This window comes from Enterobacter sp. 296B2, assembly GCF_034106185.1.
GTDB lineage: Bacteria > Pseudomonadota > Gammaproteobacteria > Enterobacterales > Enterobacteriaceae > Enterobacter > Enterobacter cloacae_N.
The window spans coordinates 1-13953 of record NZ_JAWNCA010000009.1; the positions used below are offsets into that span (position 1 = coordinate 1).

Annotated in this window: 11 protein-coding genes; 6 read left to right on the forward strand and 5 right to left on the reverse strand. The window is 57.2% G+C overall.

Annotation, left to right across the window (positions count from 1 at the left end):
* Positions 1-130 precede the first annotated feature (130 nt).
* Positions 131-1777: a class I fumarate hydratase FumA gene (fumA, locus tag URZ40_RS08785; RefSeq protein ID WP_061715401.1), complete on the reverse strand. Its 1647-nt coding sequence runs from the start codon at positions 1775-1777 to the stop codon at positions 131-133.
* A gap of 199 nt (positions 1778-1976) precedes the next feature.
* On the opposite strand from fumA, the gene manA reads away from it, so the two are divergent.
* A complete protein-coding gene (gene manA, locus URZ40_RS08790) occupies positions 1977-3152 on the forward strand; it encodes a mannose-6-phosphate isomerase (RefSeq protein WP_316378994.1) in 1176 nt (391 codons plus the stop codon).
* 99 nt (positions 3153-3251) lie between these two features.
* Complete coding sequence (locus tag URZ40_RS08795) at positions 3252-4793, forward strand: YdgA family protein (RefSeq protein ID WP_320720361.1); 1542 nt, start codon at positions 3252-3254, stop codon at positions 4791-4793.
* Positions 4794-4832: 39 nt separating this feature from the next.
* Here the strand turns inward: URZ40_RS08795 and URZ40_RS08800 are convergent, their stop codons facing one another.
* Together URZ40_RS08800 and URZ40_RS08805 are read right to left on the reverse strand one after the other, a co-directional pair.
* Complete coding sequence (locus URZ40_RS08800; RefSeq protein ID WP_116340336.1) at positions 4833-5687, reverse strand: alpha/beta fold hydrolase; 855 nt, start codon at positions 5685-5687, stop codon at positions 4833-4835.
* Positions 5688-5702: 15 nt separating this feature from the next.
* The gene (locus URZ40_RS08805) at positions 5703-6683 is read right to left on the reverse strand and encodes an MBL fold metallo-hydrolase (RefSeq protein ID WP_320720363.1); all 981 of its coding nucleotides are present in this window, start codon (positions 6681-6683) and stop codon (positions 5703-5705) included.
* 106 nt (positions 6684-6789) lie between these two features.
* Between URZ40_RS08805 and URZ40_RS08810 the strand changes: the two genes are divergently transcribed.
* Entirely contained in the window at positions 6790-7686 is an 897-nt protein-coding gene (locus URZ40_RS08810) for a LysR family transcriptional regulator (RefSeq protein ID WP_316378991.1), read from the forward strand.
* Between the two features lies 1 nt (position 7687).
* On the opposite strand, the gene URZ40_RS08815 is transcribed toward URZ40_RS08810, so the two are convergent.
* Positions 7688-8716, reverse strand: a complete 1029-nt coding sequence (locus URZ40_RS08815) for a Mal regulon transcriptional regulator MalI (protein ID WP_116340342.1) — start codon at positions 8714-8716, stop codon at positions 7688-7690.
* Between the two features lie 177 nt (positions 8717-8893).
* On the opposite strand from URZ40_RS08815, the gene malX reads away from it, so the two are divergent.
* The 3 genes from malX to add all read left to right on the forward strand — a co-directional run bounded on the left by malX (position 8894) and on the right by add (position 12805).
* Complete coding sequence (gene malX / locus URZ40_RS08820) at positions 8894-10486, forward strand: maltose/glucose-specific PTS transporter subunit IIBC (RefSeq protein ID WP_116340344.1); 1593 nt, start codon at positions 8894-8896, stop codon at positions 10484-10486.
* A 48-nt stretch (positions 10487-10534) separates the two neighbouring features.
* Positions 10535-11707, forward strand: coding sequence for a MalY/PatB family protein (locus URZ40_RS08825; protein WP_320720367.1), 1173 nt, complete (start codon positions 10535-10537; stop codon positions 11705-11707).
* Positions 11708-11803: 96 nt separating this feature from the next.
* A complete protein-coding gene (gene add, locus URZ40_RS08830; RefSeq protein WP_116340349.1) occupies positions 11804-12805 on the forward strand; it encodes an adenosine deaminase in 1002 nt (333 codons plus the stop codon).
* 42 nt (positions 12806-12847) lie between these two features.
* On the opposite strand, the gene URZ40_RS08835 is transcribed toward add, so the two are convergent.
* Positions 12848-13888 carry an oxidoreductase gene (locus URZ40_RS08835; protein WP_316378988.1) on the reverse strand — a complete coding sequence of 347 codons (1041 nt, stop codon included), beginning with the start codon at positions 13886-13888 and terminating at the stop codon, positions 12848-12850.
* Positions 13889-13953 lie beyond the last annotated feature (65 nt).

The following is a 13953-nucleotide window of genomic DNA, read 5'->3' on the forward strand; positions in this document are numbered from 1 at the left end:
TAAAAAAAACATGTGTTCTGCCACCATTTTTTCTGTTTATTTTTTTTTTTATTTGTTCCACCTTTTTGGGGGTGTGGGGGGTTTTTTTGGGGGGGGGGGGGCGGGGGCCCCCCCCCGACAATTTACAGAATTACTTCACGCACGCCGAACACTGGGAGGACTGGATCTGCTTGAAGAAGTCGTTACCTTTGTCATCCACGAGGATAAACGCCGGGAAGTCTTCTACTTCGATTTTCCAGATCGCTTCCATACCCAGCTCAGGGTACTCCACACACTCCAGGCTCTTGATGCTGCCCTGGGCCAGTACCGCCGCCGGGCCGCCGATGCTGCCGAGGTAGAAGCCGCCGTGCTTGTGGCAGGCGTCCGTCACCTGCTGGCTGCGGTTGCCTTTCGCCAGCATGATCATGCTGCCGCCGTTGGCCTGCAGCTGGTCAACGTACGAGTCCATACGCCCTGCCGTGGTCGGGCCTAACGAGCCAGAGGCGTAGCCTTCAGGCGTTTTCGCCGGGCCCGCGTAGTAGATCGGGTGATCTTTAATGTACTGCGGCAGCCCTTCACCGTTGTCCAGACGCTCTTTGAGCTTCGCGTGCGCGATGTCGCGGCCCACGATAATCGTGCCGTTCAGGGAGAGGCGGGTCGAGACCGGGTACTGCGAAAGCTGCGCCAGAATCTCTTTCATCGGACGGTTCAGGTCAACGCGAACCGCTTCACCCTCACCCGCTTTACGCAGCTCTTCCGGGATGTATTTGCCCGGGTTGTTTTCCAGTTTTTCGATCCACACGCCTTCGCGGTTGATCTTGGCCTTGATGTTGCGATCTGCAGAACAGGAGACGCCCATCCCGACCGGACAGGATGCGCCGTGACGCGGCAAACGGATCACGCGTACGTCGTGGGCAAAGTATTTGCCGCCAAACTGCGCGCCGAGGCCCAGATTACGCGCCTCTTCCAGCAGCTCCTGCTCAAGCTGCACGTCGCGGAATGCCTGGCCGTGCTCGTTACCTTCGGTAGGCAGGCCGTCATAGTATTTGGTTGAGGCCAGCTTGACGGTTTTCAGCGTGCTTTCCGCCGAGGTACCGCCGATCACGAAGGCAATATGGTACGGCGGGCACGCCGCGGTGCCGAGGGTGCGCATCTTCTCAACCAGGTAGTTCTTCAGCTTGCCCGGGGTGAGCAGCGCTTTGGTTTCCTGGTAGAGATAGGTTTTGTTGGCTGAGCCGCCGCCTTTGGCGATACAGAGAAATTTGTACTCGTCACCGTCGACGCTGTAGAGATCGATCTGCGCGGGCAGGTTGGTGCCGGTGTTGACCTCTTTGTACATATCCAGCGCCGCGTTTTGCGAATAGCGCAGGTTGTCTTCGGTGTAGGTGTTGTAGACGCCATGCGCCAGCGCCGCTTCATCACCGCCGCCGGTCCAGACGCGCTGGCCTTTTTTACCGACGATGATCGCCGTGCCGGTGTCCTGGCAGGTTGGCAGAATGCCTTTCGCCGCGATGTCTGAGTTACGAAGGAACTGCAGGGCAACGTATTTATCGTTCTCGCTGGCCTGCGGGTCGCTCAGGATATCGGCAACCTGCTGCTGGTGCGCAGGACGGAGCATAAACGAGGCGTCGTGGAAAGCATGCTGCGCCAGCAGCGTCAGCGCCTGCGGATCCACCTTGAGGATCTCTTGTCCTTCAAACTCAGAGACGGAGACGTGATCGCGGGTTAACAGGTAATACTCGGTCTGATCCTTGCTGAGGGGGAAAGGATCCTGATAATGGAAGGGTTTATTCGACATTGTTCTCTCACTTACTGCTTCGGTCTGTTTATTCAGGGCAGATGTTCCGCTGCCCGGCTTAAAAGCGAGTCAGCTTATCCTACACAATTTTTTAACAAAAACTGAGACTAGTACGACTTTTTACATCCACAGGTTACTTCCACGTGGTTTATTGCTTTAATACCCGGAGTTAATTCCACATTTGAATCAGGGCTTGATAATGCAAAAACTCATTAACTCAGTGCAAAACTACGCCTGGGGAAGTAAAACTGCGTTAACGGATCTCTACGGTATCGCGAACCCGAACAACCTGCCGATGGCGGAACTGTGGATGGGGGCGCACCCGAAGAGCAGCTCAAAAATTGAAGACGCCAGCGGCCAGGTTCGCAGCCTGCGTGACGTGATTGATGCCGATAAAGCCGCGCTGCTGGGCGACAAGGTGGCTCAACGCTTCGGCGAATTGCCGTTCCTGTTTAAGGTGCTGTGCGCCGACCAGCCGCTCTCGATCCAGGTTCACCCGAACAAGAAAGCCTCTGAAATTGGCTTCGCGAAAGAGAACGCGGCGGGTATCCCGTTAGACGCCGCAGAGCGTAACTACAAAGATCCTAACCACAAGCCGGAGCTGGTGTTTGCGCTGACCCCGTTCCTGGCGATGAACGCGTTCCGCGAGTTTTCAGAGATTATCTCCCTGCTGCAGCCGGTCGCGGGTGCCAACAAGGCTATCGCCCACTTCCTCGAAAACCCGAACGCAGACGCGCTGAGCCAGCTGTTCGCCAGCCTGCTGAATATGCAGGGTGAAGAGAAATCTCACGCGCTGGCGGTGCTGAAAGCGGCCCTGGACAGCCAGCAGGGTGAGCCGTGGGAGACCATCCGCTTGATTTCCGAATTCTACCCGGACGACAGCGGCCTGTTCTCCCCTCTGCTGCTGAACGTGGTGAAGCTGAACCCGGGCGAAGCGATGTTCCTGTTCGCCGAAACCCCGCACGCCTATCTGCAGGGCGTGGCACTGGAGGTGATGGCCAACTCCGACAACGTGCTGCGCGCGGGTCTGACGCCGAAATACATCGACATCCCTGAGCTGGTTGCCAACGTGAAGTTTGTGGCGAAGCCTGCCGCGGAGCTGCTGACTCAGCCGGTGAAAAACGGCGCAGAGCTGGACTTCCCGATTCCGGTTGAGGATTTTGCGTTTTCTCTGCACGACCTGAGCCAGGCCGAAACCGCCATTGCGCAGGAGAGCGCGGCGATCCTGTTCTGCGTGGAGGGCGAAGCGACGCTGCATAAAGGCGAACAGCGTCTGGTGCTTAAGCCCGGTGAGTCAGCATTCGTTGCAGCCAATGAGTCTCCGGTTAGCGTAAGCGGCGCCGGTCGCCTGGCGCGCGTTTTTAATAAGCTTTAAGCACTTACTGAATTTTTTAACAACTCTTGCTAAGCTAGTTGCAGGCTTAATATCTCCGGGCGGTTTTTACCGCCTGGTTTCATTTTAGGGATAGTCGCAATGAAAAAATCGGTCGTAGCGGTTGGAGTGATTGTAGCGTTAGGCGTGGTCTGGACGGGTGCCTCCTGGTTTACCGGGAAACAGCTGGAAAGCCGTCTGGCTGAGATGGTGGCGCAGGCTAACGGAGAAATTAAGCGCAGCGCGCCGGAGGCGGGTCTGGAGCTGAGCTATCAGAACTATCAGCGCGGCGTGTTTACCAGCCGTATGCAGCTGATGGTGAAGCCGGTGGCCGGTGCGGCAAACGGCTGGCTGAAGCCGGGCCAGAGCGTGGTGCTGGATGAAGTGGTAAGCCACGGTCCGCTGCCGCTGGCGCAGCTGAAGTCGTTTAACCTGATCCCGTCCATGGCGTCCGTTCATACCGTGCTGGTGAATAACGACGTCACTAAACCGCTGTTTGACCTGGCAAAGAATGAGTCACCTTTCGACATTAATACCCGTATTAGCTACTCCGGTGATACCAGCTCTGATATCGCGCTGAAAGCGCTGAACTACGAGAAAGAGAACGAGAAAGTCGCCTTCAGCGGCGGTCATTTCAAACTTGATGCAGATCGGGATGGCAACGTCTTCTCCATGACGGGTGAAGCGGAAAGTGGCCTGGTCAACGCCGTGAACGAATATAATCAGAAGGTTCAGCTCACCTTCAACAACCTGAAAGCCGACGGCAACAGCCGTATGACCGACTTTAAAGAGCGTATCGGCGACCAGAAGCTCTCCGTTGATAAGATTGCTATCGCAATTGAAGGGAAAGAGATGGCCGTGCTGGAAGGCATGGACGTTAACGGTAAATCCGACGTATCTAAAGACGGTAAGAGCATCAACACCCAGCTGGATTACACCCTGAAGAGCCTGAAAGTGCAGAATCAGGATCTGGGCACCGGCAAGCTGTCGCTGAAGATCGGCAATATCGACGGTCAGGCGTGGCACGAGTTTAGCCAGAAATACAGCAAAGAGAGCCAGGCGCTGCTGACCGACGCCGCGCTGCAGCAGAACCCTGAGGTGTACCAGCAGCAGGCGATGGCGGTGCTGTTCAATAACCTGCCGATCCTGCTGAAAGGCGAGCCGGTGGTCACCGTTGCGCCGCTGAGCTGGAAAAACAGCAAAGGCGAAACCAGCTTTAACCTGTCGCTGTTCCTGAAAGATCCTGCAGCCGCAACGGGTGAACCGCAGACGCTGGCGCAGGAAGTGGATCGTAGCGTGAAGTCGCTCGACAGCAAGCTAACCATCCCGATGGATATGGCGACCGAGTTTATGACCCAGATTGCGAAGCTGGAAGGCTACGGCGATGAAGATGCCGGCAAGCTGGCGAACCAGCAGGTGAAAGGTCTGGCGGCTATGGGCCAGATGTTCCGCATCACGAAGGTGGATAACAACACGATTTCTACCAGCCTGCAGTACGCCAACGGCCAGGTCACGCTCAATGGCGACAAAATGCCACTGGAAGAGTTTGTCGGCATGTTTGGTATGCCGACGCTGGGGATGCCGGAACCGGCTGAACCGGCTGAACCGGCAGCGCCAGCCGACCCGGCGGCACCGCAGCAGTAAACAACAAAACCCCTCGCATGAGGGGTTTTTTTATTACCGTTATCCCTTCCATCCCTGCAGGAAATCCAACAGCAGTGCGTTAACTTTCTCAGGCTGTTCCTCCTGAGGCAGATGGCCGCACTCGTCGATACCGTACGCCCGGAGGTTATCCGCCATTTCAGCCCAGACGCTTTGCATATCGAAGAGCTTGCCGACCGCATGAAAATCATTGCCCCACAGCGACATTACCGGACACGCGATTTTCACGTCAGCGTCGGCAAGATCCTGCGCCACATCTTCTGCGTTGGCGCGATAGTCAGCCATCGCGCCTCGCACAGCTCCGGGCGCCTGATACGCCCGAACATAGGTGTCAAACGCCTCGCCGCTGATGGTTGACGGATCGTAGGTCCAGTCCGAGAAAAAGTGGCGCAGCCAGATATTTTCTCGACCCGCAATCAGCGCTTCCGGGAGATCGGGCACGAGATGGAACAGGAAGAACCAGTATGCGCGGGCGATGGACGCATTCAAATCGCGCGCCACAATGCGCGTTGGCACGTTATCCATCACCACCAGACGATCCACCAGCTCAGGGTAATCTTTTGCGAACCGCGTCGCGACGCGCGCGCCGCGATCGTGCCCCACCAGCACCACCTTCTGTAAATCCAGCGCACGCATCAGTTCCCGTATGTCCCGCGCCATGTTCCGTTTATCATAGCCAGAAGCCGGTTTATCCGTTTCGCCATATCCTCGTAAATCCGGCGCGATTACGCGGTAGTGCCGGGACAAGACCGGTATCTGGTAGCGCCAGGCATAGTTTGTTTCAGGAAAACCGTGCAGGAGAATAACCGGCGCGCCTTCACCCTCTTCAACCACAAACTGGCGGATGCCGTTTGCCGTTACGGTGTAACTTTTCATGGTCGTAACCTCACTTTATTTCAGCAGAGGCACGTTGGCCGCACGTTGATAAGGACCGTAATTTACAGGGTTCCAGCTATATCCCTGCTGCCAGGCGGTGATATGCCCAATACCGGGGAAAGGCAGATGCGCTGCAGCCATCCACTCACCGTCTTTCGCCAGCGCGTTAAACTCCTGCGCCCGGGACGAGATGGCTTTTTTCGAATCGACATCAAAGCGAATAGATACTTCAGGATGCGGGAACTGGACGGCAGGCGCATGGATCAGATCCCCAATGAAGTTAATAGCCGTTCCCTGGGACGCAAAGCGATAAACGGTACTGCCAGGCGTATGACCAACGGCATAGGCCGTCTGGGCTTCCGGGATAGGCGAAGCTGGCGGAACGAAGGTTTTAAGGTGTCCTGACGCTTTATACTCAGATAACGCTTTTCGGGCGATAGCGAAATACTCCTTCGCATTAGCCGGAGCGCTCGCTTCTTTTGCCGGATCGAGCCAGTAATCGGCCTCCCCCTGCGGTACGTAGACGGTCGCATTGGGGAACAACGCTTTACCGTCCGCGTCGCTCAGGCCACAAACATGATCAAGATGAAGATGCGTCAGGAAAATGGTATCAACCTGCTCAGGGCGATAGCCTGATGCTTTCATATTGTTGACCAGCTGGCCGGCCGTTTGCGGCACGCAGTGTCCCGCTCCGCTGTCAATCATGACCAGATGTTTCCCGGTATTAACCAGGAAAGCGTTAAACGCGGTCGGCATGCGTTCAGCATCAATTTTATTCTGATCCAGCAGCTTACGAACCTTGTCGCCTGAAAGCCCGTGTAGTAATGACGGCGAAAGGTCATTATAGCCGTCGAACAGCGCCGTGACCTCGTATTCCCCTACCGCCAGACGATAATAGCCGGGGACCTGCTGTTTCACCTGCGCAGGTGCATCAGCCCAGGCGGCACTTACCAGGAACAGGCTGCTGAATGCCAGAACCGTTTTCAACTTTTTCATCTTCACTCCAGATTCATGTTTTCAGGATGTGAAGAGACTATGGCAGCACAACGATAAATACTGTAGATATGTACTTTGATAAGGCAGCGTAACGAAAAACGATATAATGAAGCTTGAAGACGTTGAAGTGTTTGTAGAAGCCATTAAGGCAGGTAGCCTGGCGGGCGCCGCGCGTCGGCTCTCAATGAGCGCCATGGCGGCGTCACGGTCTCTTAATAATCTTGAGGCTGAGCTGGGCGTCAGGCTGGTGCATCGCACCACGCGCTCCCTCTCACCCACGAGCGATGGGGAGGTTTTTTTGCCTCATGCACAGGCGTTGCTGGAAGATAAAAATAACGCGCTTGCCGATCTGTTTCCCGATGGTACGCACCTGTCCGGACGCCTTCGCATTACCGCCTCAGCGGCGTTTGGGCGCAAGATCGTCGCGCCAATGCTGCCGCTGTTTATGCAGCAACATCCGGCCCTGCAGGTTGACCTGCTGGCAACCGATGATCAGATTGATATTGTCGGGAAAGGCATAGACGTGGCGTTACGCATTGCCCCGCTGCGCGATAACCGGTTGGTTGCACACCGCATCTGTGATAATCCCCGCGAGCTTTGCGCCAGCGCGGAGTATCTGGCTGCGTACGGTTCACCGAAATTACTTAACGATCTGGCTGGACATAGCTGCCTGACCACCTCAGATACGACACACTGGTCATTTGAAAAGGGTGAACAGCGCTACAAGCAAAAGGTGTCAGGCCGATTCTCGGCTAACTCGATTGAGGCAATTTTCGAGGCTTGCCAGGGGGGACTCGGCATCGCAAATTTATCTCGCTGGTACGTAGAGCCTGCAATTACAGAGGGTAAACTCGTGCGGATCGTCCTTGAAGATGCTCAGCCGGAATCGCTGGCCATTTGGGCTGTTTACCCGACTTCTCGCCTGATCCCAGCAAAAGTGCGAAAATTTATAGAGGCACTGGAGACACAGCTGACGCTCAACCCGCTTACGCGGCAGAGCTGATTTACTTCACCGTCACCAGCCGCGCCGCCACAATCTGGTGCCCGGCCTGGACATCCGTATTGTCGATGCGCTGCATGATCCTGTCCGCCAGGGTATAGCCCATCTCCCGCGCTGGGGTCGTGGCCCAGACGATCGGCAGATCGTCCAGCGCGTTTTCACCGACGTCGGCGAACGCCCCCAGCGCCACCTGGTGGCCAAAGAAGGTTTCAACGCCCCCTTCACCGCTCTGACGCCCGGCGCGGATCAGGCCAAACCACGCCCCCATGGCAATTACATCGTTGTAGCAAATCACGGCACTGATCGTCGGGCTGCTTCGCAGCAGTGCCCCAATCGCTTCCGCCGCTTTCTTCTGGCTGGATTCGCACTCCACGACCCATTCACTGTGGAACGGCAGGCCGTATTTAATCAGCGTCGCGCAGTAGCCGCCGACCCGTTCGGCGCGCGTCAGGGACGAGCTTTTGCCGCCCAGCCAAGCAATGCGCTGATGGCCGCGACGAATAAGATGCTCGGTCAGCATTTGCGCAGCCTGCATGTTATCCGGGCGCAGCGTATCGGCTTCATCAAGGTAGCTGGCGCGTGAAGCAAACACCAGCGGCACGCCTTTTTCAGCGGCACGCTCGCACAGCTCGCTGCCCACGCCCGACGCCCCGGCGACGATCACCCCGTCCACTCCCTGATTCAGCAGCATATCGAGCCGGGAGAGAAGCTGCCCGGCCTCGCGCCCGCCGTGCAGCAGAAAGACCATCCGCCCCTGCGCTTCAAGCGCTTCGGTTAAGCCGGCGGTCAGCTCCGCATAGAACGGTGACGTCAGGTCACGGACAATCAGGCCAATCACCCCGCTTTGCCCGCCGCGCAGCGCCGACGCCTGGCGGTTTCGCACAAAGCCCAACTGCTCAACCGCCTCGTTCACCCGCTGACCGGTCGCGGGAGAGATGCGCCCTTTTCCGCTCAGTACCAGAGAAACGGTGCTGACGGAAACCCCCGCCGCCAGCGCGACATCGTTGATGGTGACTTTTTTCGCTACAGCCATGTGTTGGCGTGACTCCCTGAAATGAGATCGGTAAAACGTTTTATCAATACGTTATCTTTATACTACCAGCCAAAGCCTGAGAATGTGATTCAGCGCGCACTAAACTTTGATAAAACGTTTTATCTTCTCGCAGCATTGAAGCAGATAAACTGATTTTAACAATAAAGGAGTCGTTTTATGACGGCGAAAGCGGCACAAAAAATATCGCTGTGGGAGTTTTTCCAGCAACTGGGTAAAACCTTTATGCTCCCCGTGGCACTCCTCTCATTCTGCGGGATCATGCTCGGGATCGGCAGTTCGCTAAGCAGTAAAGACGTCATCACGCTGATCCCGTTCCTCGGTACCCCTGTGCTGCAGGCGATCTTTATCTGGATGAGTAAGGTCGGCTCCTTCGCGTTTAGCTTCCTGCCCGTGATGTTCTGCATCGCCATCCCGCTGGGCCTGGCCCGCGAGAACAAAGGCGTCGCGGCGTTTGCCGGGTTTGTGGGTTACGCCGTGATGAACCTGGCGGTTAACTTCTGGCTGACCGCGAAAGGCATTCTGCCGACCACCGACGCTGCCGTGCTGAAGGCTAACAACATCCAGAGCGTGATTGGTATCCAGTCTATTGATACCGGGATCCTCGGGGCGGTAATCGCGGGGGTCATTATCTGGATGCTGCACGAGCGCTTCCACAATATCCGCCTGCCGGATGCCCTGGCCTTCTTCGGCGGTACCCGCTTCGTGCCGATTGTCACTCTGGTGGTCATGGGTCTGTTCGGCCTGATCATTCCACTGATCTGGCCGGTCTTTGCGATGGGCATCAACGGCATTGGCCGCATCATCAACGGCGCGGGCGATTTTGGTCCGATGATCTTTGGCACCGGCGAACGTCTGCTGCTGCCGTTTGGCCTGCAGCATATCCTGGTGGCCCTGATTCGCTTCACCGAAGCGGGCGGCACCATGGAAGTGTGCGGTCACGACGTGAGCGGTGCGCTGACCATCTTCCAGGCGCAGCTGAGCTGCCCGACCACCCACGGCTTCTCCGAAAGCGCCACCCGCTTCCTGTCTCAGGGCAAAATGCCGGCCTTCCTCGGCGGCCTGCCGGGTGCCGCGCTGGCGATGTACCACTGTGCGCGCCCGGAAAACCGTCATAAAATTAAAGGGCTGCTGATTTCCGGCGTGATTGCCTGCGTCGTCGGCGGCACCACCGAGCCTATCGAATTCCTGTTCCTGTTTGTTGCGCCGGTGCTGTATCTCATTCACGCGCTGCTGACCGGTCTGGGCTTCACCGTGATGGCGGTGCTGGGCGTGACCATTGGCAACACCGACGGCAACGTCATCGACTTCGTGGTGTTCGGGATCCTGCACGGTCTGTCCACCAAGTGGTATCTGGTGCCGGTCGTGGCGGCTATCTGGTTCGCGGTATACTACGGTATCTTCCGCTTCGCCATCACCCGCTTTAACCTGAAAACGCCGGGCCGCGATACCGATACGGCCACCAGCGTTGAACAGGCGGTTACCGGTACCGTGGGCAAATCCGGGTATAACACCCCAGCCATTCTGGCGGCGCTGGGCGGTGCGGATAACATCACCTCACTGGACAACTGCATTACCCGCCTGCGCCTGTCGGTGGCGGATATGGCAAAAGTGGATACCAACGCCCTGAAGGCCAACCGGGCCATCGGCGTGGTACAATTAAACCAGCACAATTTGCAGGTAGTTATCGGCCCGCAGGTTCAGTCAGTGAAGGATGAGCTGGCCACCCTGATGCGAACAGTAGAAGCCTGATGCCTCAACCCCCTCTCATGAGGGGGTTTTACTTTAAGGATTTACGTCATGTTTGATTTTTCTACCGTCGTGGATCGACACGGCACCTGGTGTACGCAGTGGGACTACGTCGCCGACCGCTTTGGCGCGGCAGATCTGCTGCCCTTCACCATCTCAGATATGGATTTCGCCACCGCCCCCTGCATAACCGACGCGCTGCATCAGCGCATTAACCACGGCGTGCTGGGCTACAGCCGCTGGAAGAACGACGAGTTTCTCGCCTCCGTCGCGCACTGGTTCCGACAGCGCTTCAACAGCCCGATTGATACGGAAACCGTCGTTTATGGACCTTCCGTCATCTACATGGTGTCAGAGCTGATTCGCCTCTGGTCAAAGCCCGGTGACGGCGTGGTGGTTCACACCCCGGCGTACGATGCGTTTTTTAAGGCCATTGAGGGCAATGCGCGCCTTGTGGTGCCCGTTGAGATGGAGAAACAGGCGGCAGGCTGGCAGGGCAATATGGCGGCGCTTGAAGCGGCGCTGGCGAAATCGGAAAACAAAATTTTGCTACTGTGCAGCCCGCAAAACCCAACCGGAAAAGTATGGACGCGTGAAGAATTGACCCATATGGCGGAGCTTTGCGCACGCTATGACGTGGCGGTTATCAGCGATGAAATTCATATGGACATGGTGTGGGGCGCGCATCGCCACACCCCGTGGAACGCGGTGGCGCGCGGCAAATGGGCGCTTCTCACCTCCGGCTCGAAAAGCTTTAATATTCCGGCGCTGACGGGGGCATACGGCCTGATTGGCGATGAAGAGAGCCGCGACGGCTATCTCAGCGCGCTAAAAGGCCGGGATGGACTCTCTTCTCCTTCCGTACTGGCGCTGACGGCCCATATTGCCGCCTACCAGCAGGGAGAGCCGTGGCTGGATGCCTTACGGCGTTATCTGGAGGAGAATCTGCTGTACGTCGCGCAGGAAGTAAACAGTGCTTTTCCGAAACTGAACTGGCAGCCGCCGGAAGCAACCTATCTGGCCTGGATCGACCTGCGCCCGCTGAACATTGACGACAGAGCGCTGCAAAAAGTACTGATCGAGCAGCAAAAAGTCGCCATCATGCCGGGATACACGTACGGAAACGAAGGTAACGGCTTCGTGCGGCTGAACGCCGGCTGTCCGCGCAGCAAGCTGGAACAAGGGGTTCAGCGCCTCATCGCCGGGATCAACACGCTGCTGTAATTTGTTTGCGCAACGGAATTTTCCCTTGCGCAAATAGCTTTTTACCCCGTTTTGTTTTTATAATATGGCGCACTTTAACCAGAAAAGAGTGCGACCATGATTGATACACGCCTGCCTTTAACTGATATTCATCGTCACCTTGACGGTAACATTCGTGCCCAAACCATCCTCGATCTTGGCCGCCAGTTCAATTTAACGCTTCCTGCGCAGACGCTTGAGTCGCTGATCCCTCACGTACAGGTGACCTCCAATGAACCGGATCTGGTCAGCTTCCTGAGCAAGCTCGACTGGGGCGTGAAGATGCTGGCCTCGCTGGATGCCTGTCGCCGCGTGGCGTTTGAGAACATTGAAGATGCGGCACGTAACGGCCTGCATTACGTCGAGCTGCGCTTCTCGCCGGGCTACATGGCGATGACCCACAGCCTGCCCGTTGCAGGCGTGGTGGAAGCCGTCATTGAAGGCGTCCGCGAAGGGTGTAAAACCTTCGACGTTCAGGCCCGTCTGATCGGTATTATGAGCCGTACGTTCGGTGAAGCCGCCTGCCTGCAGGAGCTGGAAGCGCTGCTGGCCCATCGCGATGCCATCACCGCCGTCGACCTCGCCGGTGACGAGCTGGGCTTCCCCGGCAGCCTGTTCCTCTCCCACTTCAACCGCGCGCGCGATGCCGGCTGGCACATTACCGTGCATGCGGGGGAAGCAGCGGGTCCGGAAAGCATCTGGCAGGCCATCCGCGAGCTGGGCGCCGAGCGTATCGGCCACGGCGTGAAGGCGGTAGAAGATCGCGCCCTGATGGATTTCCTGGCGGAGCAGCGTATCGGGATTGAATCATGCCTGACGTCCAACATTCAGACCAGCACCGTGGCAACGCTGGCGCAGCATCCGCTGAAAACGTTCCTTGAGCACGGCGTGCTGGCCTCGCTGAACACGGACGATCCGGCGGTCCAGGGCGTGGATATCATCCACGAGTACAACATTGCGGCACCGCAGGCAGGTCTGAGCCGCGAGCAGATCCGTCAGGCGCAGGTTAATGGGCTGGAAATAGCCTTCCTGACACCAGCAGAGAAGCAGGCGCTGCGAGATAAAGTGGCGCGCGGTTAACGCGCTGCCGGGTAGCGCTGGCGCTTACCCGGCTTACAAAAATTATGCCAGACAAAGCGTTGCGCGATGTTTGGCTGATTCAATCCCCAGCTCAATCAGTTCCATAATCTGAATCGCCTGGCTGGCCGGAACCGGGTTTTCCCCCGTTCCGTTCAGCGCATCGCGGATGGCTGCATAATAAGCCGGATAGTTACCCGGTATCGTCAGTAGCGTTTCTTCGACCCGTTCCTCACCTTCTGCCCGCGTCACGACGCCGTCACGCATATCATAGCCCCAGTCTTCCTGCGGCAGACGTTCACCGTTTTTAAGCCGGTCTTCCTGCGGATCGAGGCCGAACTTCACGTAGCTCCCGCGCGTGCCGTGAATGATATATCGGGCAGATTCCGCAGCCGCGACCATCGTGCCGTGCAGCACAACCCGGCGCTGCGGGTAACTGAGCACCGCGTGGAAGTAATCGGTTGTCTGTGCCCCGGGCCTGAGCTGGGCCAGATCGACCGTCATGCTCACCGGCAGACCAAACAGATTAACGGCCTGGTCCAGCAGATGCGGGGCTAAATCGTACCAGATGCCGCTGCCCGGACCGGCCTGCTCGCGCCAGCGGTTTCTTACCTGCGGTCGAAAGCGGTCAAAGTGCGATTCAAAAAAAACGATCTCCCCTAACGTACCCTCACCGAGAAGCGTTTTTACTGTCAGAAAATCGCTGTCCCAGCGGCGGTTATGGAAAACGGACAGCACCCTTCCCAGGCTTTTTGCCAGCGCCTCCAGCTCACGCGCCTGTGACAACGTCACGGTGAAGGGTTTATCAACAATGACGTGCTTTCCCGCTTCCAGCGCGGCTTTCGCCAGCGGGAAGTGCGTGTCGTTAGGCGTGGGGATAACAATTAAATCGATATTCGGATCGTTGAAGAGATGTTTTGGCTCAGAGACAACCGGCACAGAGGGCCAGTCAGCGTGGACTTTAGCAGCGTCGCTGCTGGATACCGCAGCCAGCGCCATCCCCGGCGTCCCGGCTATCAGAGGCGCATGAAACGTTTTGCTCGCGTACCCGTAGCCTATAAGCCCGACGCGGATGTTATCACTCATCGTGTTGTCCTCTTTTTGCGTTTCTTATTTCATACTGGCCTGTCTGGCATTGCCCTCATTAATAA

Excerpts from the sequence above, each read along its gene's own strand:
- fumA (WP_061715401.1), bottom strand. The coding sequence starts at position 1,777 with ATGTCGAATAAACCCTTCCATTATCAGGATCCTTTCCCCCTCAGCAAG.
- URZ40_RS08795 (WP_320720361.1), top strand. The coding sequence starts at position 3,252 with ATGAAAAAATCGGTCGTAGCGGTTGGAGTGATTGTAGCGTTAGGCGTG.
- URZ40_RS08835 (WP_316378988.1), bottom strand. The coding sequence starts at position 13,888 with ATGAGTGATAACATCCGCGTCGGGCTTATAGGCTACGGGTACGCGAGC.
- add (WP_116340349.1), top strand. The coding sequence starts at position 11,804 with ATGATTGATACACGCCTGCCTTTAACTGATATTCATCGTCACCTTGAC.
- malX (WP_116340344.1), top strand. The coding sequence starts at position 8,894 with ATGACGGCGAAAGCGGCACAAAAAATATCGCTGTGGGAGTTTTTCCAG.
- URZ40_RS08815 (WP_116340342.1), bottom strand. The coding sequence starts at position 8,716 with ATGGCTGTAGCGAAAAAAGTCACCATCAACGATGTCGCGCTGGCGGCG.
- URZ40_RS08825 (WP_320720367.1), top strand. The coding sequence starts at position 10,535 with ATGTTTGATTTTTCTACCGTCGTGGATCGACACGGCACCTGGTGTACG.
- URZ40_RS08800 (WP_116340336.1), bottom strand. The coding sequence starts at position 5,687 with ATGAAAAGTTACACCGTAACGGCAAACGGCATCCGCCAGTTTGTGGTT.
- manA (WP_316378994.1), top strand. The coding sequence starts at position 1,977 with ATGCAAAAACTCATTAACTCAGTGCAAAACTACGCCTGGGGAAGTAAA.
- URZ40_RS08805 (WP_320720363.1), bottom strand. The coding sequence starts at position 6,683 with ATGAAAAAGTTGAAAACGGTTCTGGCATTCAGCAGCCTGTTCCTGGTA.
- URZ40_RS08810 (WP_316378991.1), top strand. The coding sequence starts at position 6,790 with ATGAAGCTTGAAGACGTTGAAGTGTTTGTAGAAGCCATTAAGGCAGGT.